The sequence below is a fragment of the Novosphingobium sp. BAM6 genome (assembly GCF_057784955.1).
In genome coordinates this window covers 217,741-238,314 of the sequence record NZ_JBYNTR010000003.1, presented here as the reverse complement: position 1 = coordinate 238,314, position 20,574 = coordinate 217,741, and the positions used below count along the sequence as shown (strand labels likewise).

Annotated in this window: 16 protein-coding genes, 1 tRNA gene and 1 pseudogene; 13 read left to right on the top strand and 5 right to left on the bottom strand. The window is 64.3% G+C overall.

What is annotated here, in order from left to right:
- Positions 1-20 precede the first annotated feature (20 nt).
- Positions 21-1,664, bottom strand: a pseudogene (locus AC3EC3_RS12920) (helix-hairpin-helix domain-containing protein); the annotation flags it as partial.
- A 76-nt stretch (positions 1,665-1,740) separates the two neighbouring features.
- Entirely contained in the window at positions 1,741-2,166 is a 426-nt protein-coding gene (locus AC3EC3_RS12915; RefSeq protein ID WP_488490021.1) for a MarR family winged helix-turn-helix transcriptional regulator, read from the bottom strand.
- Positions 2,167-2,294: 128 nt separating this feature from the next.
- Between AC3EC3_RS12915 and AC3EC3_RS12910 the strand changes: the two genes are divergently transcribed.
- From AC3EC3_RS12910 to AC3EC3_RS12855, 12 genes are all read left to right on the top strand, one after another.
- Positions 2,295-4,013 (top strand): chloride channel protein, encoded by a 1,719-nt coding sequence (locus AC3EC3_RS12910; protein ID WP_488490020.1) that lies wholly within the window; start codon positions 2,295-2,297, stop codon positions 4,011-4,013.
- A complete protein-coding gene (locus tag AC3EC3_RS12905) occupies positions 4,010-4,726 on the top strand; it encodes an HPP family protein (RefSeq protein ID WP_488490019.1) in 717 nt (238 codons plus the stop codon). Before AC3EC3_RS12910 ends, AC3EC3_RS12905 begins: the two co-directional genes overlap by 4 nt.
- A gap of 138 nt (positions 4,727-4,864) precedes the next feature.
- On the top strand, positions 4,865-5,443 hold the full coding sequence (locus AC3EC3_RS12900) for an ANTAR domain-containing response regulator (RefSeq protein ID WP_488490018.1): 579 nt from the start codon (positions 4,865-4,867) through the stop codon (positions 5,441-5,443).
- The gene (locus AC3EC3_RS12895) at positions 5,443-6,651 is read left to right on the top strand and encodes an ABC transporter substrate-binding protein (RefSeq protein WP_488490017.1); all 1,209 of its coding nucleotides are present in this window, start codon (positions 5,443-5,445) and stop codon (positions 6,649-6,651) included. Before AC3EC3_RS12900 ends, AC3EC3_RS12895 begins: the two co-directional genes overlap by 1 nt.
- Positions 6,652-6,930: 279 nt before the next feature.
- On the top strand, positions 6,931-8,187 hold the full coding sequence (locus AC3EC3_RS12890) for a nitrate/nitrite transporter (protein WP_488490016.1): 1,257 nt from the start codon (positions 6,931-6,933) through the stop codon (positions 8,185-8,187).
- Positions 8,188-8,451: 264 nt separating this feature from the next.
- Positions 8,452-10,977, top strand: coding sequence for a nitrite reductase large subunit NirB (nirB, locus tag AC3EC3_RS12885; protein WP_488490015.1), 2,526 nt, complete (start codon positions 8,452-8,454; stop codon positions 10,975-10,977).
- 5 nt (positions 10,978-10,982) lie between these two features.
- The gene (gene nirD / locus AC3EC3_RS12880) at positions 10,983-11,333 is read left to right on the top strand and encodes a nitrite reductase small subunit NirD (protein ID WP_488490014.1); all 351 of its coding nucleotides are present in this window, start codon (positions 10,983-10,985) and stop codon (positions 11,331-11,333) included.
- Complete coding sequence (locus AC3EC3_RS12875; protein ID WP_488490013.1) at positions 11,333-13,942, top strand: molybdopterin-dependent oxidoreductase; 2,610 nt, start codon at positions 11,333-11,335, stop codon at positions 13,940-13,942. The genes nirD and AC3EC3_RS12875 overlap by 1 nt, the downstream gene beginning before the upstream one ends.
- Positions 13,929-14,729, top strand: a complete 801-nt coding sequence (gene cobA / locus AC3EC3_RS12870) for a uroporphyrinogen-III C-methyltransferase (protein WP_488490012.1) — start codon at positions 13,929-13,931, stop codon at positions 14,727-14,729. Before AC3EC3_RS12875 ends, cobA begins: the two co-directional genes overlap by 14 nt.
- A 4-nt stretch (positions 14,730-14,733) precedes the next feature.
- Positions 14,734-15,957, top strand: coding sequence for a molybdopterin molybdotransferase MoeA (locus AC3EC3_RS12865; protein WP_488490011.1), 1,224 nt, complete (start codon positions 14,734-14,736; stop codon positions 15,955-15,957).
- Positions 15,958-16,027: 70 nt separating this feature from the next.
- Positions 16,028-16,168, top strand: coding sequence for a hypothetical protein (locus tag AC3EC3_RS12860; RefSeq protein WP_488490073.1), 141 nt, complete (start codon positions 16,028-16,030; stop codon positions 16,166-16,168).
- A complete protein-coding gene (locus AC3EC3_RS12855; RefSeq protein ID WP_488490010.1) occupies positions 16,165-16,719 on the top strand; it encodes a hypothetical protein in 555 nt (184 codons plus the stop codon). The genes AC3EC3_RS12860 and AC3EC3_RS12855 overlap by 4 nt, the downstream gene beginning before the upstream one ends.
- 236 nt (positions 16,720-16,955) lie before the next feature.
- Here AC3EC3_RS12855 and AC3EC3_RS12850 read toward each other — a convergent pair whose 3' ends face one another.
- Complete coding sequence (locus AC3EC3_RS12850) at positions 16,956-17,231, bottom strand: Arm DNA-binding domain-containing protein (protein ID WP_488490071.1); 276 nt, start codon at positions 17,229-17,231, stop codon at positions 16,956-16,958.
- Positions 17,232-17,600: 369 nt separating this feature from the next.
- Here AC3EC3_RS12850 and AC3EC3_RS12845 point away from each other — a divergent pair, with 369 nt between their 5' ends.
- Positions 17,601-18,878: a tyrosine-type recombinase/integrase gene (locus tag AC3EC3_RS12845; RefSeq protein ID WP_488490009.1), complete on the top strand. Its 1,278-nt coding sequence runs from the start codon at positions 17,601-17,603 to the stop codon at positions 18,876-18,878.
- Between the two features lie 583 nt (positions 18,879-19,461).
- Here the strand turns inward: AC3EC3_RS12845 and AC3EC3_RS12840 are convergent.
- Both AC3EC3_RS12840 and AC3EC3_RS12835 read right to left on the bottom strand, forming a co-directional pair.
- A tRNA-Thr gene (locus tag AC3EC3_RS12840) sits at positions 19,462-19,590 on the bottom strand.
- 467 nt (positions 19,591-20,057) lie between these two features.
- Complete coding sequence (locus tag AC3EC3_RS12835) at positions 20,058-20,336, bottom strand: HGGxSTG domain-containing protein (RefSeq protein ID WP_488490008.1); 279 nt, start codon at positions 20,334-20,336, stop codon at positions 20,058-20,060.
- Positions 20,337-20,574: the final 238 nt, after the last annotated feature.

Below are 20,574 nucleotides of genomic sequence, written 5' to 3'. Positions count from 1 at the left end.
CATACGACTTTCGCACCGCCTCAATGGAAATCCCGCGACTTTGGGAGGATACGAACATCGCGAGGGTGCTTGCGCAGTTCACGGGGGGCTTGTGGACGACGGATTTCGTCGCCGGATGCAGAAGGCGCTGCCGTAGCTTGCGTGTGATCGTCGAGGGTGTGCAGCATCGCGCTGCGATCGACGACCCGGCTGGCTATGAGGTGGACCACGCCCTCCTTGCTGTGCTGGATTTCGCCCTCGATCACCATCAGCCTTGCCGCCATCACGGCGCGGCGCTGTTTTTCCATCTCGCGCGACCACATCAGCGCGTTGACGATGCCGGTCTCGTCCTCGATGGTGATGAACACCGCGTTGCCCTTGCCGGGGCGCTGGCGGATCAGCACGACACCGGCCACGCGCAACTTGCGGCCGTCTTTGGCGCGGTTCGCCTCTGCGCAGCGTGTCACGCCTTCGCAGTCCAATGCTTCGCGCAGAAACTGCATCGGGTGGCCTTTCAGGGAGAGCCGGGTGGTCTGATAATCGGCCACGATTTCTTCAGCCGGTGTCATGGCAGGAAGGTTCGCATCCGGCTCGTCGCCCAGTTCAGGTGCCTGTACCGCTGCGAAGAGCGGAAGCTGGGCAGGTGGCGTGCGCCGCGCTTCCCACAAGGCCGTGCGCCGATTCAGGTCCAGAGATCCCAGTGCATCCGCATCGGCCAGCTTGCGCAAGGCAGCGGGGGGAAGATCGCCGCGCGCCGCCAGATCCTCCATCGAGAGGAAGCGAGCGGATCGCCGCCCGGCCGCGATCGCCTCCGCCCACTGTGGGCGAAATCCGTCGAGGCGGGAAAAGCCGAGACGCAGCGCCAGCCCTTCCTTCCTCTCGTCTCTTTCGAGCGTGCAGTCCCATTCGCTTGCGTTGACATCGATGGCCCGCACCTCGACCTCGTGATCGCGGGCATCGCGCACGAGTTGCGCCGGGGCGTAGAACCCCATGGGCTGGCTGTTGAGCAAAGCAGCGGCAAACACCGCCGGATGATGGCACTTGAGCCACGAAGAGACATAGGCCAGCCAGGCAAAGGCCTGCGCATGGCTTTCGGGAAAGCCATATTCGCCAAACCCGCGGATCTGCTCGAAACACCGCTCGGCGAAGTCCTGCGTATAGCCGCGCCGGGTCATGCCGCCGACCATCAGGTCGCGATAGTGATCGACCGTGCCGCGATTGCGGAAGGTCGCCATCGCGCGCCTGAGGCCATCGGCCTGCGACGGGGTAAATCCGGCAGCAACGATGGCCAGTTTCATCGCTTGCTCCTGAAACAGCGGCACGCCCAGCGTCTTGCCCAGTACTTCGCGCAGTTCATCGGGATCGTGCGGCGGGGCGGGGCGAGGGAAGATGACTTTCTCCTCCCCGTTGCGGCGGCGCAGATAGGGGTGGACCATCCCGCCCTGGATCGGCCCCGGTCGCACGATCGCCACCTGGATCACCAGATCGTAAAGCTCTTTGGGCTTCATGCGTGGCAGCATGGCCATCTGCGCGCGGCTTTCGACCTGAAATGTGCCGATGCTGTCCGCGCGCTGCAGCATCCGGTAGGTTTTCTCGTCTTCAAGTGGGACCGTGGCGAGGGCCAGATCGCCGAGGCCATGCTGTCGCATCAGATCGAAGCTCTTGCGGATGCAGGTCAGCATACCGGGCCACCTCTCTGTTGATTGGCGGCACTCGCTTCAAGTGATGAATCCAATCCGGCCCCAGCGAAATCCGATCGCGCTACAACTGCATCAGCAGATTTGTGAGTAGGGGCTTGATTCGCCGTAGTTCCGCCTGATGGGTCGTCGACAGCGCATGAAGCAAGTCTTCGGCCTGCGCTGTCAGCGCCAGTGCGACACGGCGGCGATCGCCTTTGTCGGCCACCCGCACGATCATACGTGCTTGCGCGAGGCGGTCGACCAGACCGGTCACACTATGCGGTCGCAACATCAGGCGCTCGGCAAGTTCTCCTACCGTCATCGGCAAGCCCGCGCCGCGAATGGCCAGCAATGCCTGATGCTGCTGAGGTGTCAGCCCTCGCGCAGCAGCGGCCTCCTCACTGAAATGCAGGAACGCGCGCAGGGCATGGCGAAACTCTGCCAGAAGCCGATAGTCGGCGTCGAGGAGCACGTCGGGCTCTGACGGATCATGTCGGGATTGATTCATATCGTAGTGCGATATATGTGCGCAGCACTTTCTGCAAGGTGCTCATCATGTCCATACAGATTTCTCCAGTCGCGGCGCCGACGCACATACCCCTTCCACGCTTGGCCGATCATACCGCTGACAGGACCATGATCCTGCTTGCGGCAGCAGGTCTCGTCACCGGAACGGGCGGGGCGCTGGCGGCGTGGGTGCTCATCAAGCTGATTGCGCTGGTGACCAATCTGGTCTGGTTCGGACGGGTTTCTGCCGAGGCCTCGGATATGGCCTTGGCGACCCGTGGCCCATGGATGATCGTCGCGCCGGTTCTGGGCAGCATCGCCATCGGTTTGATGGCTCGCTTCGGGTCGGACAAAATTCGTGGCCACGGCATACCGGAGGCAATCGAGGCAATTCTTTATGGAGAAAGCCGCCTTTCTCCCAAGGTCGTCGTGCTCAAGCCGGTGTCCTCGGCGATCTCCATCGGCACCGGTGGCCCGTTTGGCGCCGAAGGCCCGATCATCATGACGGGTGGCGCGATCGGATCGCTGTTTGCGCAATGTTTTCGCCTTAGTGCGGCGGAGCGCAAGACGCTGCTGGTGGCCGGGGCTGCGGCGGGAATGACGGCGATTTTCGGCACGCCGGTGGCTGCCATCCTGCTGGCTGTCGAAGTGCTGCTCTTCGAATGGAAGCCGCGCAGCCTTGTACCGGTTGCAACCTCCGCTGTGACAGCGCTGGTCTGGCGACCGCTGCTGGTCGGGCAGGGGCCGCTGTTTGCCCTGTCCGGACACATACCCGCCATAGCGGGGTTCGTGGCGGGAGCCGTGTTGATCGGCCTGATCGTGGGCGTGGTGGCATCGCTGCTTTCCGCTATGCTCTATCGCATCGAAGACGCCTTCCACCATCTGCCGCTTCACTGGATGTGGTGGCCAGCGCTAGGAGGAGTGGTGGTCGGGATCGGGGGGCTGATCGATCCTCGCGTGCTGGGAGCCGGCTATGGCAACATCCAGGATCTTCTGGCGGGTTCGTTGCTGCTTCAGGCGATCCTGCTGCTGTTGGTTATCAAGGCTCTGGTCTGGCTGGTCGCCTTGGGATCGGGCACATCGGGCGGCGTTCTGGCCCCCCTGCTGATCATCGGCGGCGCAACAGGCGCAGCGATCGGGCAACTTCTTCCCGGCAGCAATGGCGTGTGGGCACTGGTCGGAATGGCCGGTATCCTGAGCGCGGCGATGCGAGCGCCGCTTACCGGGGCGATCTTCGCCATCGAACTGACGGGGCGGCTCGACACCTTGCCCGCCACCATGGCCGCTGCCGCCGCAGGTTATGCGGTTGCGGTCCTCGTGCTGCGCCGTTCGATTCTGACCGAAAAGATCGCGCGGCGGGGACGGCATATTCAGCAGGAAATGACCATCGACCCCTGGGCGATCGCCTGTGTTGGTGACATCATGACACCTTTGCCCGACACCTTGCCCGGCGACATGACCGTTTCTCGGGCACTGGAGCGCTTCGCTCTCCCTGACGCGCATCGCAGCTATCCCATCATCGGTGAGGACGGGCGACCGATCGGCATCGTGTCCCGGTCGGATGCCCTGCGCTGGAGCAGCGAGACTGCGGCTGACGATGTCACCCTTGCAGAACGACAATCGGATCGGGGCCTGCTGCTGGCCACGCCCGATACGCCGGTCACGGTCCTTGCCGACCTGATGATCAAGGACGATGTCGGCCGGGTCCCGGTGGTCGATGCCGGGGCAGGCGCGGTGATCGGCATTGTCGCGCGCCGCGACCTTTTGCGGGTTCGTCTGCATGCCCACCGCGAAGATCGCGAGCGACGCCGGTTCGCCTGGACTGCCCAACCGGGGACGAGCTCGTGAAGGCCCTCCATGATTTGCTTCCGTCCAGATCCTCTGGTGGCATATCCGAGCGACTGAGAGCGAGCATCGGGGGGATCATCGGCATCGCCTTGACGGGGCTGATCTGCTCATGGGGCCTTGGCGACATCAATGCCGCGCCGCTGTTGATCGCCCCGATGGGAGCCTCGGCCGTCCTGCTTTTCGGCGTGCCTGCAAGCCCGTTGGCGCAGCCATGGTCGATCATCGGCGGCAACGCGCTGGCGGCGTTGATAGGCGTGACGGCAGCGCTTTGCATTCCCTCTCAACTCATTGCGGCGGCTGTGGCATTGGGCGTCGCCTTTGCCGCGATGTCCTGGCTGCGTTGTATTCATCCGCCGAGCGGAGCTGTCGCCCTGACCGCTGTTCTGGGCGGCCCGCATGTCGCCAGTCTGGGATACGGTTTCATCCTGGTGCCGGTGATGCTGAACTCTGTGGTGCTGGTAGGCGCCGCCATTGCCTACAATAGCCTTACCGGGATATCCTATCCGCATCGGGCGCATCAGCTTGCTCATGTCCATACGCCTACCATGCCGGTCCGTCTTGATCCGGACATGATCGATGGCGTGCTCGCCGATTATGGAGAGATCATTGATGTCGGACGCGATGACCTGGAAATGCTGTTCAAGGAACTGCTCTCAAGAATGTTCGTCTTAACGGAGCAGGGCGCCGTCGGTACATCTGATCACGTCGAATGACCCCGACGTGCTAAAAGCTCCATTCCGTCCCGTGGTGAACAGGCATTTTCGCCGATAGGAAGATGCCTCCCGATATATTCTCCGCAGCCGTTGACGCCCAATAAAAATCTGCTGCAAATAAGCGCCGAAGGGGCATCCATGCGCATTGTCATCATCGACGACAGCGGCTTGCGCGCGACGGTGCTTGAGGAAGGCCTGCGCGATGCGGGCTATGACGATATTCATATCGTGCCGCCGCGCGGTGCTTTCGTCGCCCGGCTGGAGCGCATGGTGCCGGACGTTGTGCTCATGGATCTTGGCAGTCCGAGCCGCGACACGCTGGAGGAAATGCTCACTGTCAGCCGGGCGCTGGCACGGCCGATCGCGATGTTCGTGGATCAGTCCGATGAGGCGATGATCGGGGCGGCGATTGACGCGGGCGTCTCCGCCTATGTGGTGGATGGGCTGCGCAAGGAGCGGGTAAAGCCGGTGCTGGAACTGGCGGTGCGACGTTTCAATGCCTTTTCGCGCATGCAGACGGAGCTTGAGGAGGCGCGCACCGCGCTTGCCGATCGCAAGCTGATTGATCGCGCGAAATCCATCCTCATGAACCAGCGTGCCTTGTCCGAGCAGGATGCCTATTCGCTGCTACGCTCGACCGCGATGAACCAAGGCAAGAAGATCGTTGACGTGGCACAGGCACTGATCACCGCCAGCGACCTGCTGGGAGGGGTATAATGACGACCAACCTTCGCATCGCCTTCCTGCCGCTCAACGACGTCGCGGTACTCGCTGCTGCGCGTGAACGCGGGTTTGCCGAAGAGGAGGGCCTTGCGCTCGATCTCGTGCGCACGACGAGCTGGGCGACGCTGCGCGACCGGCTGGTCTATGGACAGGTGCAGGCCGCGCATATGCTGGCGCCGCTGGCGGTGGCCGTGACGCTGGGCCTCAGCCAGCAACCGGCTGCGCTGGCGACACCGTTCAAGCTGGGCGTCAACGGGAACATGCTGGTCATGGCGAAGGATTTTGCCGCCGCGCTTGCGCCCGATCCCGCCCCGCGGCTGGTCGATCCGCTCGGTACCGCACACGATTTCGCCACCGCTATCGGGTTGTGGCACAGGAAACCGATCATCGGCGTCGTCCACCGCTTCTCCAGCCACGCGCTGATGCTGCGCTACTGGCTGGCCAGCGCGGGTGTCGATCCCGACCGTGACGTGGTGCTGCGCGTGCTGCCGCCCTCGCTGACGGTGGAGGCGATCCATGCAGGCGAGATCGACGGCTTCATCGCGGGCGAGCCCTGGGGCAGCGCCGCCATCGAATCCGGCCGGGCGGAAGCGGTGGCGATCGGTCAGCGCATCTGGCAGCGCGGTGTCGAGAAAGTGCTGGCTTTCCGCGAGTCCTGGCTTGAGGAAAACCCGGATACCACCGATCGCCTGCTGCGTGCGCTCGCGCGCGCGGCCGTGTGGTGCGACGAGCCGCAGAACCGCGAAGCGCTGGCCGACATCCTTGCCGATCCCCGCTACGTCGGCGAGCCTTCCGACCTGATCCTGCGCGCGCTGACCGGCACGATCGTCCCGCGCGCCGGCGACACGGCGGTGCCCTGTCCCGATTTCGTGCTGTTCTCGCGCGAGGCGACGCCGTTCCCGTGGCGTAGCCAGGCGTTGTGGATATACTCCCAGCTGGTGCGCTGGAATATGGTGAAGCCTTCCGCCGAGACAGCGAGGCAGGCGGCGGCGGTATTCCGTCCCGACATCTACCGCCGCGCGCTTGCGGGCAGCGATCTGCCGATGCCGGGCGCGAGCATGAAGCTGGAGGGGGCGGTCGACGTGCCTCTGGCGGTGGGATCGCGCAAGGGCGATCTCATGCTTGGCCCTGATCGGTTCTTCGATGGGCGCATCTTCGACCCGGAGCGGATCGAGGATTACCTTGCCGGATTCGCCCGGTAGGTTTTTCCGACGGTTTTTGCATCGCAGCATCAGGCCGGACCTGAAAATGCAGCCGCGCTGAAAAGCCGCGCAATTTTATATCTTGTCAGATTTGGCGAATCGCGGGACTATAGAAACGTCGCGCGATGATGCGCGCCCAGATTGGATAGGCTGTCCCAAAGGCGGGACGCCGTCCTCACCGAAATTCGCAGCAAAGCCGCTGACCGGGCTCACCGCAAGGGTGACGTCCGGCCTGCGGCTTTTTTCGTGTCCGCTTTCATGATCTATGGGGGACGTTCCATGGCAACCGCATTCTTCCGACCTCACGAAGACAATGACGTGCCTGTACCCGAGCAAAAGGCCGCAGCCGGCTTCTGGCAGTCCGGTCACACGCCGACTCTGATTGCCGCATTTCTGTATTTCGACCTGGCCTTCATGGTCTGGGTTCTGCTCGGCCCGTTGGCACCCGAGATATCCAGGACGCTGAGCCTTACGCCTGCGCAGAAGGGCCTGATGGTGGCGCTTCCAACGCTGGCGGGCGCTGTCTTGCGCGTCGTCAACGGCCTTCTCGTCGATCGTATCGGACCCAAGCGGTCAGGGGCGATCAATCAGGGGATCGTCATCACCGGCCTGTTCTTCGCCTGGTCGATGGGCGTCACCAGCTTCGGGGGAACGTTGGCGCTGGGCGTGATCCTGGGCTTTGCCGGGGCGAGTTTCGCCATCGCGCTGCCGCTCGCCAGCCGCTGGTATCCGGCTGAGCACCAAGGCAAGGCGATGGGCCTTGCTGGCATGGGCAATTCTGGCACTGTCTTTGCAGCCATCTTCGCGCCGACCCTGGCCAGGATGTTCGGCTGGAACGCGGTGCTGGGTCTGGCTTGCATTCCGTTGACCATAGTTCTGGCGCTTTACCTCCTCATGGCAAAGGATGCACCCAATCCGCCCGCGCCGCGCAAGCTGGTGGACTATGCTGCACTGCTGAAGCAGGCGGATGCATGGTGGCTGATGGCCTTCTATGCCGTGACGTTCGGTGGTTTCGTGGGCCTTGCCGCCTCATTGCCGATCTACTTCACCGACCAGTTCGGTCTCAGCACTGTTGTCGCCGGATATTGCACCGCAGGCTGCGTCTTCGCCGGATCGCTGGTCCGTCCGATGGGGGGGGCGCTGGCAGACAGGATCGGCGGCGTGAAGGCGCTGATGATGGTCTATGTCGTGGCGGCGATTGCCCTCGTCGGTGTGTCGCAGGCCCCGAGCCTCGTCGCGGCGCTCGGCCTGTTCGTGGTGGCAATGCTGGCGTTGGGCACCGGCAACGGCTCGGTGTTCCAGCTGGTTCCGCAGCGCTTTCGGGCCGAAATCGGGGTGATGACGGGTCTGGTCGGTATGGCAGGCGGCGTCGGCGGGTTCTACCTTGCCAGCTCGCTAGGCCTTGCCAGACAGCTCACCGGCAGCTTTGCGCCTGGCTTCCTGATCTTTGCCGGTCTCGCACTTGTGGCCCTTGCCTCGGTGGCGATGGTCAAGTCCCGCTGGCGCGCGACCTGGAACACCGGCGCGCGCATCTGAGTATTCGCGAGGTCGGATGGAGTACCCGACGATCTGACAGGCGCGTTACGGAATCGCTTGAGCGATCAGGCGATTCCCTTTATGTTGCAGTGCAAGGGACAGCGTTGTCCTTCACAATCGCCGAAACGCTCCACTGTCGGGGCGCGCAGGCACCGAATGATGGCAAGGCCGCCATCCTGACTTCCGGTTTCGTGCCGGGGGTCTGGATGGCGGCCTTTTCTCGTTTTCAACTCCCTTTCCCATGACATTGCCGGAGTTTCGAACATGGACTTTCAGGACGGGATCGAACCCAATTCCGACTATGATGACGCGCTGATCGTGCCGAGTGGCGGTGTGCGCGAGCATCTGGTCGTCGTCGGCAACGGCATGGCGGGCTGCCGTGCGGTCGAGGAACTGCTGGCCCGCGATGCGAGCCGCTATCGCGTGACGATCTTCGGCGCCGAGCCGCATGTGAATTACAACCGCATCATGCTCTCGCCGGTGTTGGCGGGCGAGAAGACCTTCGAGCAGATCGTCATCAACCCCCACGAGTGGTACGACCAGAATGGCATCGACCTCATCACCGCCGATCCCGTTACCGGGATCGACCGCGCCGCTAAGATCGTCACCTCGCGTTCGGGCCGCACGGTGCATTACGATCGCCTGCTGATCGCGACCGGCTCCGATCCCTTCATCATTCCGGTGCCCGGCAAGGACTTGCCCGGCGTCATCTCGTTCCGCGACATGAACGATGTCGACACGATGCTGGCGGCGGCGGAAGCGGGAAAATCAGCGGGCGGTGGCTCGGCGGTGGTCATCGGCGGTGGCCTGCTGGGCCTTGAGGCGGCGCATGGCCTGACCTTGCGCGGCATGAAAGTCACTGTCATCCACCTCATGCCCACGCTGATGGAGCGCCAGCTGGACGAGGCGGCGGGCTGGCTGCTCAAGTCGGCGCTGGAAGGGCGCGGCCAGACCATCCTCACCGGCGCCGACACCGCCGAGATCTATGGCGAAGGGAAAGTCGAGGGCGTGCGTCTCAAGGATGGGCGCGAAATCCCGGCGAGCCTCGTGGTCATGGCCGTGGGCATCCGCCCCGCCACGGCGCTGGCGCGAGAGGCGGGACTGGATGTGGGGCGGGGCATCAAGGTCGACGACCACATGGTGACGAGCGACCCTTGCATCCTCGCGGTCGGCGAATGCGTGGAGCATGACGGCAACGTCTACGGCCTCGTCGCGCCGCTGTGGGACATGTGCCGCAGCCTTGCCGACGGGCTCACCGACCGGCACACCGGCTATCGCGGTTCGGTGACTTCGACCAAGCTGAAGGTTGCGGGGCTCGACGTGTTCTCGGCCGGCGATTTCTCGGGCGGCGAAGGTTGCGAGGACATAGTGCTGCGCGATGCCGCGCGCGGGGTCTACAAGCGCGTGGTGGTGAAGGACGATCGCATCGTCGGCGCGGTACTTTACGGCGATACGGCGGATGGAGGCTGGTATTTCGACCTTCTGAAGAAGGGCGAGGACGTTTCCGAAGTCCGCGATTTGCTGATCTTTGGCCAGGCCTATGCCTCCGGAGGTGGGCTGGCGGACCCTAAGGCGGCCGTTGCGGCGCTCTCGGACGATGCCGAGATCTGCGGCTGCAACGGCGTCTCCAAGGGCCAGGTCGTCGGCTGCATCGAGGCGGGTGCTTGCAGCCTCGATGCGGTGCGCGCTACCTGCAAGGCTTCGGCCAGCTGCGGATCGTGTACCGGCCTTGTCGAGAACCTGCTGGCACTGACGCTGGGTGAGGATGTGCAGTCCGGTCCGAAGACCCTGTGCAAGTGCACCAGCTTCACCCACGACGACGTGCGCCGCGAGATCGTCGCGCAGGACATGCGCTCGATCCCCGAAGTGATGCACAAGCTGCACTGGGCGACGCCGGATGGCTGTTCGTCCTGCCGCCCGGCGCTCAACTACTACCTGCTCTGCGCGCTTCCCGGCGAATACGTGGACGACCAGCAGAGCCGCTTCGTCAACGAGCGCATGCACGCCAACATCCAGAAGGACGGCACCTATTCGGTCGTTCCGCGCATGTGGGGCGGTCTCACCAACCCGCGCGAGTTGCGGGCCATCGCCGACGTGGTGGAGAAGTACGATGCGCCGATGGTGAAGGTGACGGGAGGTCAGCGCCTCGACATCTTCGGTATCAGGAAGGAAGACCTGCCCGCCGTCTGGGCCGATCTCAACGCTGCAGGGATGGTCTCGGGCCATGCCTACGGCAAGAGCTTGCGCACGGTGAAGACCTGCGTGGGTTCGGAGTGGTGCCGCTTCGGCACGCAGGATTCGACCGGCCTCGGCGTCAAGACCGAGCGGATGACCTGGGGCTCCTGGATGCCGCACAAGTTCAAGATCGCCGTCTCGGGCTGCCCGCGCAACTGTGCCGAGGCGACGATCAAGGACTTCGGGATCGTCTGCGTGGACTCCGGCTACGAACTGAGTGTGGGCGGCAACGGCGGCATCAAGGTGCGCGCCACCGACTTCCTGTGTAAGGTCGCCACCGAGGAAGAGGCGCTCGAATACTGCGCCGCCTTCATCCAGGTCTACCGCGAGGAAGCGCGCTATCTGGAGCGCACCGCGCCGTGGATAGAGCGTGTCGGCATCGATTACGTGAAGTCCCGCGTGGTCGAGGACGAGGCGGGCCGCAAGGCACTCGCCGAACGGTTCCTCCATTCGCAGAGCTTCAGCCAGGACGATCCGTGGGCGACCCGCGCCTCGGGCGACCGCGCCGACCTGCACCATCACCTCCAGCCTCATGCTCTCGAAGCAGCGGAGTGAGCGCCATGACCGATTGGATCGATATCGGAACCCTCAGCGACATTCCCCAGCGCGGCGCGCGCACCGTGCGCCTTGAAGGGGAGCCGGAGATCGCCGTGTTCCGCACCGGGGACGACAAGGTCTTCGCGCTCGTCAACGAATGCCCGCACAAGAAGGGGCCGCTCAGCCAGGGCATCGTCCATGGGCACTCGGTTTCTTGCCCGCTGCATAACTGGAACATCGCGCTGGCCAGCGGCGAGGCGCAAGGCTCGGACAGAGGCTGCACCCCCACCATCGCCGTGCGCGAGGAGAACGGGCGCATCCTGCTGGCCCGACCTGAAGCCCAGAGTCCGGAAGCCCTGAAGGGCGCCGCCTGATGCGCGAGGCGGTCCGCACGACATGCGCCTATTGCGGCGTCGGTTGCGGCATCTCGGCCACTCCGACGGGGACGCGCGAGGTGACGATCCGGGGTGACGCGGCGCATCCGGCGAATGCGGGCCGTCTCTGCTCCAAGGGTACGCATCTGGGCGAGACGGTCGGGCTGACCGGCCGCCTGCTCCACCCGATGATCGGCGCACGGCGCGTGCGCTGGGACAAGGCGCTGGATCTCGTGGCGAAGCGCTTTCGCGATACCATCGCCCGCCATGGGCCGGACAGCGTGGCGTTCTACGTCTCGGGACAACTGCTGACCGAGGACTATTACGTCGCCAACAAGCTGATGAAGGGCTTTATCGGCTCGGCCAACATCGACACCAATTCGCGCCTGTGCATGTCGAGCGCGGTGGCTGGCCACAACCGCGCTTTCGGCGAGGACGTGGTGCCCGCCAGTTACGATGATCTCGACAAGGCCGATCTTGTCGTGCTGGTCGGCTCCAACACGGCATGGTGCCATCCGATCGTCTATCAGCGCATCCAGGCGGCGCGCGCCGAGCGGGGCACGAAGCTCGTCGTCATCGACCCGCGCCGCACCGAGACCTGCGAAGGCGCTGACCTTCACCTGCCGCTGCGCCCCGGCAGCGACGTGGCTTTGATGAACGGCCTGCTGGCGTGGCTCGCCGAGCATGGGTTCGTCGACAAGGCATTCATGGGCAGCCACGTCGATGTGCCCGAGGACTTATGGGAGCACCTTGCGAGCGGCCATGACGTGTGGAGCACGGCGAAGACCTGCGACCTCGATCCTGCGCTGCTGCTGAAGTTCTACGAACTGTTCGCCGCAAACCCGCGCACCGTCACGCTGTTCAGTCAGGGGATCAACCAGTCGATCCGCGGCACCGATCAGGTCAACGCGATCATCAACGTCCACCTCGCGACGGGGCGTATCGGCCAGCCGGGCGCGGCGCCGTTCTCGATCACCGGTCAGCCCAATGCGATGGGCGGGCGCGAGGTCGGCGGCCTTGCCTCGACGCTGGCGGCGCATATGGACTTCGCGCCCGAGAACATCGCGCGCGTCGGCCGTTTCTGGGCCGCGCCGACGATGGCGACCAAGCCGGGCCTCAAGGCGGTGGACCTGTTCCGCGCCATCGGCGAGGGACGGATCAAGGCGCTGTGGGTCATGGCGACCAATCCTGCCGTGTCGCTACCCGACGCCGGAAACGTGCGCGCAGCGCTGGAGAAGTGCCCTTTCGTCGTCGTCTCCGACGTCATCGCCAACACTGACACCACCGCCTATGCCGATGTGCGCCTGCCTGCCGCAGCATGGGGGGAGAAGGACGGCACCGTCACCAATTCGGAACGCACGATCAGCCGCCAGCGCCCGTTCATGGCCCTGCCGGGAGAGGCGAAGCCGGACTGGTGGATCATCAAGGAAGTAGGCCGCCGCATGGGCTGGTCGGGCGAGTTCACCTACGATACGCCTGCCGACATCTGGCGCGAACATGCCCGCCTGACGGCCTATCAGAATGACGGCGGACGCGTCCTGAACCTTGCCGCCCATGCGGCGATCGGCAACTTCGCCTACGATGCGATGGAGCCGTTTCGTTGGGGCGGCACCCCGTTTGCCGATGGCCGTTTTCCGACGCCAAGCGGACGCGCGCGCATGGTCAAGGTCGTGCAGATGGACCTGCAGTCCCCCCTCGCGGACTGGCCGCTAACGCTCAATACCGGACGTTACCGCGACCAGTGGCACACGATGACGCGCACCGGCCTCGCCCCCAAGCTGGCGCGCCACCGCGAGGAACCGCTGGTCGAAGTCCATCCCACCGACGCCGCCGCGCTGGAGTTGCGGGACGGCGATCTGGCCCGCGTCTCGACCCCACAGGGCCAGAGCACCTTCCGCGTGATGCTCAGCGATGGCCAGCGTCCGGGCGAGATCTTCACGCCGATCCACTGGACCGACCAGATTTCCATCGGCGGCCGCACCGGCCTGCTGCCGCGCCCGCTGGTCGATCCGCACTCGGGCCAGCCCGGCTTCAAGTCCACCCCGGCCGCGCTCGCCAAGGTCGAGACCGAGTGGAAGGGTTTCCTCATCCTGCGCGGAGACGAACCCGCGCGCATTCCGTGCCTGTGGGCGACCCGCGTGGCAGTGCCCGGGGGCGCGCTCTACGAGATCGCGGGCAATGGCGACGCCGCCCGCATCGACGCCTGCCTGCCCAAAGGCGAGCGGATCGAGGCGATCGACCATACCCGAGGTTCGCGCCGCATCGCGATTGTGGTCGAGGGCAGGCTGGCGGGCGTCCTTTTCATCACCCGTACCGGCCTGCTGCCTTCGCGCGACTGGCTGATCGGCCAGCTCGCGGTCGAGAACGTCGGTGCGACCGTGCTTGCCGCGCGCGGCCCTGGCAGCCAGCCCGAGAAAGGCGCGACAGTATGCGTGTGCTTCGACATCGGCCTCAACCAGATCGTCGCCGCCATCCGCGCGCAGGCGCTGGTGGACGTTCCCGCCATCGGCAAGGCGCTCGGCGCCGGAACCAATTGCGGCTCGTGCCGCCCCGCGCTCGCCAAGATACTCAGCCAGACCAGTGAGGAGGTCTTCGATGCAGCCGAATGAATTGATCGCCCCCGGTGAAGTCTGGCTGGTCGGCGCGGGGCCGGGGGATCCGGATCTTCTGACCCGCAAGGCGGAAAAGCTGATCGGAGCGGCGGGCATCGTCTTTTACGACGCCCTTGTCGGTGCGGGCGTGCTCGACCTGATCCCCGATAATACGGAAAGGGTGAGCGTCGGCAAGCGCTCGGGGCGCCATTCCAGGGATCAGCAGACCATCGACGAAATGCTTGTCGCTGCCGCGTTGTCCGGCAAGCGGGTGGTCCGTCTCAAGGGCGGTGACCCCGCCATGTTTGCCCGCGCGACCGAAGAAATGACAGCTTTGCGCAAGGCCGGGGTTCGGGTCCGCATCTGTCCGGGTATCACTGCCGCCAGCGCCGTCGCGGCGTCGGCCGGGATGTCGCTCTCGCTGCGCGGTATTGCGCGCCGGGTCCAGTTCGTCACCGCGCATAGCCGCAACGGTCAGGCGCTCGATCTGGACTGGCAGGCGCTCGCTGATCCCGCCTGCACACTGGCGGTCTACATGGGGCGGGAAGCTGCCCCCGAACTGAGCATGGCGCTGATCGCCGCCGGCCTGCCGGGATCGACGCCCGCCCTGATCGCCTGCGATGCATCACTGCCGCAGGAGCAGCAGTTGCGCACGCGGCTGGACCTGCTGCCGCTGGTCGCCCAGGCCTTTGCCAAGGATCGGCCCACGCTGATCCTGATCGGAGAGGCCGTGGCACAGGCCGACGGCACGGTGCCGATCGGTTCGGATGTGACGTTGCCCCTGCCGTTCCCGGCCCCGGAGTAAAGCCATGGCCACCGCACCGGAATTACCTTGCTACGCCGCCACGACGTTCGATGCCGCGCAGGCGATCGTCAGGCAAAGCTGCACGTCACTGGGCATGGAATGGGTTCCGCTGGCGAAGGCTGGCCGCCGGATTCTCGCTGGCAACATAGTCGCGCAAATCGATTCACCGCGTCGGGACAGCGCCGCGATGGACGGTTTCGCCGTTCGCTCCGCAGACCTGACCGGCGATTTTGCACGGCTCGTGTTGCAGGGGGAAAGCGCAGCCGGTGGCGGTCAGCCGCCTCCGCTGCGCCCCGGCGCCGCTATGCGCATCTCCACCGGCGCGCCGATGCCGGTCGGTGCGGACCGGGTCGTGATGGGCGAACACGCGCGTATCGATGGCAGGTTCGTGATCCTGCCGTACATTTCGGGCAAGCCGCATGTCCGGCCGCGCGCATCCGACTTTGCCAAAGGCACGAGGCTGTTGCCTGCGGGCACCCGTATCGATCCTCGCGCCATGATGGTTGCCGCCGCTGCTGACCTCGACGCGCTCCCGGTATGGCGGCAGCTGCGGCTGCGGGTGTTGACCAACGGCGATGAACTCGTTCCCCCCGGCAGTGCCGCACCGGATATCGATACGATACCTGACAGCCTGAGCGAAGCGCTGCTGTTGATGGCGCGCCAATGGGGTGCAAAGCCGATGGGCTGCCAGCGATCGCCGGACCGGACGGATGAATTTCATGCGAAGGCAATGACGGTTCTGGAAGAAACGGACCTGCTCGTCATCGCCGGTGGCGCTTCGCACGGGCACCGGGATCTGGCACGGGCAGCGCTTGCACCGCTCGGCTTGCGACTGGCCTTCGCCGGGGTCGCGATGAAGCCCGGCAAGCCGTTGTGGTATGGTAGGGTTGGGCGTACGCATGTGCTGGGTCTGCCGGGGAATCCCACGGCCGCACTGACTACGGCTCGTCTGTTCCTGGCACCGATGATCTGTGGGCTTTCCGGTGCGGGTTTCGACCATGCCCTGCAATGGAGCCCGCGCCGTTTGCTTCACGATGCACCATGCGGAAGCGATCGCGACCAGTTTCTGTGTGGGACCGGAGAAAGCGCAGGAAATGGTGTGAGTATCATCGAACGGCAGGAGGCATCGGCGCAGGAGATGTTGGTTCAGGCGGACCTGCTGGTGGAGCGTCCCGCACAATCTGCACCGATGGAGGCAGGCTCCGATGTACGCTGCCTGCGCTTTTGATATGTGGTGATCTGCCGCCTTCTGAGTGGTCCAAAATCTCTGCTATTTTGGACGACGAAGGAGTTTGGAAATGGGCAAGAAGCACAAGCCGGAGGAGATCATCGGCAAGATGCGTGAGGCCGAGATCGTGTTGGCGCAGGGGGGAGCGGTGCCGGATGCGTGCCGACAGCTGAGGTTTCGTGCAGGCAGTTCAATGAGACCGTCGCGTTGATCGACTGGGACCAGTTGGATCGGACCCTCGGCGAAAGCTGGGTCCGCATGAACCATGACACGGAGGCGCTCCTCCATATCTGCTTTTCCGCGCCCGCCGCCAAGGCGCCGATCCAGGCGATGATCCTGCGCAACCTCGACAAAACCGAGGCGCTTTCGGTGCGGCTCACCATGCTGGCGCTAGATGCCGCCGTTGCGCAACTCAAGGCGGGGCGTCAGGTTGCGCTGTCCAGCCAGGACCATTTCAACTGGCGGATGAGCGCCGCACTGCTCGCGCAATTGGCCGAGGCTCATGCCGACCTGCTTGATGCGATGATCGCGCCGCATGTCGCGGTCGCGGCCAAGCAATTGTCGCGCAAGACCCAACCGTTTTTCGGTGAACCGCTCCCGTTCCTTCGGATCGTCTGGCAGTTCGCGCCAATTTCTTTCGAAGGGATCTTGGCAGCAATGGACCCGGCAGGAGCCGAGGCTGGCTGGATAGCCGCGCTTCGTGGCGAGGACGCTGCCCAATATGCAGCAACTGGCGATCGCGAGCAGAAGGTCGCAGACTGACAGACGGCAGCCTGGCTGGTAGAACGTACCCTTGGGCGCAGCGACGCCATTGATGAGGTCGCGCGCCGGTTGCGCAGGCGTTTGCCGCGCAGGTCGATTCCGCTATCCACCTTATTGGAGGTCTTCAAGGCGAAAGAGAACTGACCAAAGCAAGGAAGCACGGGCAGGTGGGCATATTTGAGCGAGATCACCTTAGGCACGCGCCTCCGGGTCATGCGTCAGCGGAAGGGTATCAGCTAGGTAAGAGCCGCTTCGCGAAAGGTGACGCTCTGTGCCTTGGCCTTGCGCTTCTCGGCCACAAGGTCACGGCCATCTTCGCGAGTTGCCTTGCGGGCTTCTGCTGCCTTGGCTGGGGCCGCTGCCAGTGTAACCAGCTTGGCGCTGCCAAGGCCGATGTCACGGCGCTTACCGTCATGCTGGACACGCAGGAGCCAGCTTGCGCCGCCAGTTCGACTCACTTTCAGGAAGAGGCCATCGCCATCACCACCACCATAGGTGCCGGGCTTCTTCAGCGCGGCTTTGACTTAATTGGCGGTCAGCTTGCCCATGTCAGTTCCCCACACTATGGAGTTTCCCCACACCGTTCCCCACGTTTTAACGGGGCTGTGGGCGAACTTCAACGAACATCGGCGGTCTGAGAAAACCTTATTATCCGCAGAAATTTGCGCCTTTCGGCGGTTGTCTATGAACACTGACGGATGGGTGAATGGCGGAGCGGGAGTCCGCCTAACTCCCGACCGCGCGCGACCGCACACGCACAACCACCCCCAGAATACCGCCATTTCTTCGACTGCGCTTTCCGTTTGCGACCGTGCGCGTTCGCTTGCGTTCCCATAAAACCAGCGTATTGAATAGGGCACGGTTTAGGGAACGTCTTTGACATGCCACGCAAGCTCCACAACGCCCTCACCCCCCTTGCGGTGAAGAACGCCAAGCCAGGCCGCTACGCGGACGGCAATGGCCTCCAGTTACTGGTCAAGGACACTGGCGCCCGATCGTGGGTCTATCGCTTCATGCTCCGAGGTAAGTCGCGAGACATTGGCCTCGGGCCAGCCGCTGGAGCGGATGCGGTGTCGCTCGCCAATGCGCGGCTGGAAGCGGCTGCACTGCGCGTTAAGGTGAAGGCAGGTATCGACCCTGTTGAGGAACGCGAGCAGATTGCCGCTGAGGCAGCAGCAGCAGCACAGGCCGCCAAGGTCGCCGCCATCACCTTCAAGGAGGTCGCGGAGAACCATATCAAGGCCAATGAGGATAGCTGGCGCAATGCAAAGCACCGGCAGCAATGGCGCAACACGCTCGCTACCTATGCCTATCCGGTGATTGGCGACATGTCCGTGGCGACAATCGAGACGGCGCACGTCGTCCGCATTCTAGAGCCAATCTGGCGGGAGAAGCCCGAGACAGCCAGCCGCCTGCGTGGCCGTATTGAAACCATCCTCGATGCCGCCAAGACGCTAGGATACCGCAAGGGCGAGAACCCGGCCCTATGGCGCGGCCATCTCGCACAGATCTTTCCGGTCGTGTCGAAGGCCAAAGCGGCGCGCAACCGCAAGCTGGAGCGCACCGGCCACCATAAGGCCCTCCCCTACGTCGACATGCCCGGTTTCATGGCGGCGCTTGGAACGCGCTCGGCAGTGGCAGCCCGCGCCCTGGAGTTCCTTGTGCTTACCGCCGCGCGAACGTCGGAAGTGCTCGGGGCCACATGGTCAGAGATCGACTTGGACGAGGGTGTCTGGACGGTGCCGGCCGATCGTATGAAGGCCGGGAAGGAACACCGCGTCCCACTGTCTCCGGCCGCACTCGCAGCGCTACAGGCGGTCAAGGATCTAGATAGCCCCTATCTGTTCCCCGGCACCCGGGGCGGGCAGCTGTCCAGCATGGCCATGGCGATGCTGATGCGCAGGATGGAGGTGGACGCGACCCCCCACGGTTTCCGCTCATCGTTCCGCGATTGGGCGTCGGAGCGGACCAACTTCGCCCATGAGGTCTGCGAGATGGCCCTTGCCCACGCGATCCCCAACAAGAGTGAGGCGGCTTACCGGCGGGGCGACCTGTTCGTGAAGCGTCGCAAGCTCATGGAGGCATGGGCGAGCTACTGCGCGACCCCTGTTGCGGCTGGCGGGAGTGTCACCCCGATCCGGGGCGCTCAGGCGTCGTGAGAGACAAAGGCCCCTAAGGACAAAAAGGACAATAGGGACAAAACCCCTCTCAAGCGGCCCTTAGACGGTGTCGAGAGAGAAAGGGCCTCGGGGACGAAAAGGACAATAGGGACAAAACTCGATCCAGCCGCGTGCGCGTATGTAGGGCGTCGGTTCTGCCGACACCCTTCGGAGGCTAACAAAGGTCAACAGGCGGCGCTCGCGTGGTGACCCCAACTAAATCGGCGAACTCCGAAAAAGTGGGCGGGTCAGCCTCGCGATATGACCGAAGATAAATCGGTGCCGCCCCTTTTTACGGCTACCGAAAATTCACCTTCGCGGATGGCAGGGGAGGGCGATCTGTCATGCGTCGGTCAGGCACTGCGGGGGCCATCTGGGGCGGCTGGAACTCACTCCCGCCATCGGAGGGCGTCAACCAAGCGTATCCGATCGCATGTCAAGTTTTCCTACCCCCTCATGGGGTTCGCATCGACGGGCGCGACCTTAGGCGACAGGGGGGATACAGATCGGGGCCAGTTGTACGGCTATCCGTACGGCTGGCTGAATGTTCACGGCGATGATCGCCAGTCGCGGAGGGTGTCGATGCAGCTTGGTAGGGATTCGAACCCACGTTCCCCGCGCACTAGGCTATCTGGCGCCAGCGAAAGGATTTAGCCAGTCATGCCCTTACTTGTTCGGGATCAACCTTAAGCCAACTCAGCAACAAGACTGCATCGACCTCGGCCATATAAGATGGATGGCGGCGGCGGGGAAGCGGTTTGCCGTGCAAGCGGTGTCCAACCGTCCGAAATTCGGGCGCCTGGTTGTTGGGCGGCGGCGCGCGACACATGGGGCTGCCCTAGAAGATGAGAAGGGCGCCATGCAGCCGACCGTCAACCTGGGCACCTTAGGAAAACTAAACACCTCATGGGGTTCGCTTCATGCGGCGATGAGAGGTTGACCGGGGAGCGACGGATCTCGCCTTGCCGTGATCGTGCCGTTTGATGCGCTTAATCGGTCCAAAGCTGGATCGATCGACCTTACCCAAATCGCATCCCTCTCATGGGGCTCGAGACTCACCCTAAGTTTAACTGAGGGTGCCGGGCGATTCGTCCCGAGACGGGGAAAACCTTAGTGCGACCTTAGTGCGACCTTAGGGCGCTCATGGGGTTCGTGGGCTTACGGCTACTTTCGCCTACTTTAGCCGTTGCGCGCAGAGATGGCCTTGCCCTCGGGTGTGCGCGGGCCGGTGCTCATGCCGCCGTGCAGCTTGCACCGGCCGCTCCGGTATATGTCCTTGCGCTTGCAGGGCGTCCCGGTGCGGGTCTTTGCGCCGCACCGCAGATCCTCGCACTCGGCTGGCATCGGGATGCTCGGCGGAGGGGGATAGCGATAGCCACCAGCCGCCCAGGCGGCATGACGGGCCTCGCTCGCTTCGTTCCATTTCCGCCAGAGCTTCCGGCGCTGCTTGTCGTCCATGCTGGCCTCCCGGTCCTGTCCTGCGGCGCCGCACCGCGACGCGCCGTTGGCTTGATGGATTGCTTGACGCCCTCCCTGCGAAGCCCGTCCAGAGCACCACCCTAAAATGGCTGTTTCCTGCGTGTCTGCGCGCGGTTTTCAGCCGATACGGCACCGGCGATCTGTCAATGTCCCGTCAAGCATGGGTCAAGCCCCATCAAGCCGCCATCAAGCCGGGGGCGTCCGAAAAACGGACGCG

Bases quoted from the DNA above. Each gene is read 5' to 3' on its own strand.
- AC3EC3_RS12915 (WP_488490021.1), bottom strand. From the start codon at position 2,166: ATGAATCAATCCCGACATGATCCGTCAGAGCCCGACGTGCTCCTCGAC.
- AC3EC3_RS12910 (WP_488490020.1), top strand. From the start codon at position 2,295: ATGATCCTGCTTGCGGCAGCAGGTCTCGTCACCGGAACGGGCGGGGCG.
- AC3EC3_RS12900 (WP_488490018.1), top strand. From the start codon at position 4,865: ATGCGCATTGTCATCATCGACGACAGCGGCTTGCGCGCGACGGTGCTT.
- AC3EC3_RS12895 (WP_488490017.1), top strand. From the start codon at position 5,443: ATGACGACCAACCTTCGCATCGCCTTCCTGCCGCTCAACGACGTCGCG.
- AC3EC3_RS12890 (WP_488490016.1), top strand. From the start codon at position 6,931: ATGGCAACCGCATTCTTCCGACCTCACGAAGACAATGACGTGCCTGTA.
- nirB (WP_488490015.1), top strand. From the start codon at position 8,452: ATGGACTTTCAGGACGGGATCGAACCCAATTCCGACTATGATGACGCG.
- nirD (WP_488490014.1), top strand. From the start codon at position 10,983: ATGACCGATTGGATCGATATCGGAACCCTCAGCGACATTCCCCAGCGC.
- AC3EC3_RS12875 (WP_488490013.1), top strand. From the start codon at position 11,333: ATGCGCGAGGCGGTCCGCACGACATGCGCCTATTGCGGCGTCGGTTGC.
- cobA (WP_488490012.1), top strand. From the start codon at position 13,929: ATGCAGCCGAATGAATTGATCGCCCCCGGTGAAGTCTGGCTGGTCGGC.
- AC3EC3_RS12865 (WP_488490011.1), top strand. From the start codon at position 14,734: ATGGCCACCGCACCGGAATTACCTTGCTACGCCGCCACGACGTTCGAT.
- AC3EC3_RS12860 (WP_488490073.1), top strand. From the start codon at position 16,028: ATGGGCAAGAAGCACAAGCCGGAGGAGATCATCGGCAAGATGCGTGAG.
- AC3EC3_RS12845 (WP_488490009.1), top strand. From the start codon at position 17,601: ATGCCACGCAAGCTCCACAACGCCCTCACCCCCCTTGCGGTGAAGAAC.
- AC3EC3_RS12835 (WP_488490008.1), bottom strand. From the start codon at position 20,336: ATGGACGACAAGCAGCGCCGGAAGCTCTGGCGGAAATGGAACGAAGCG.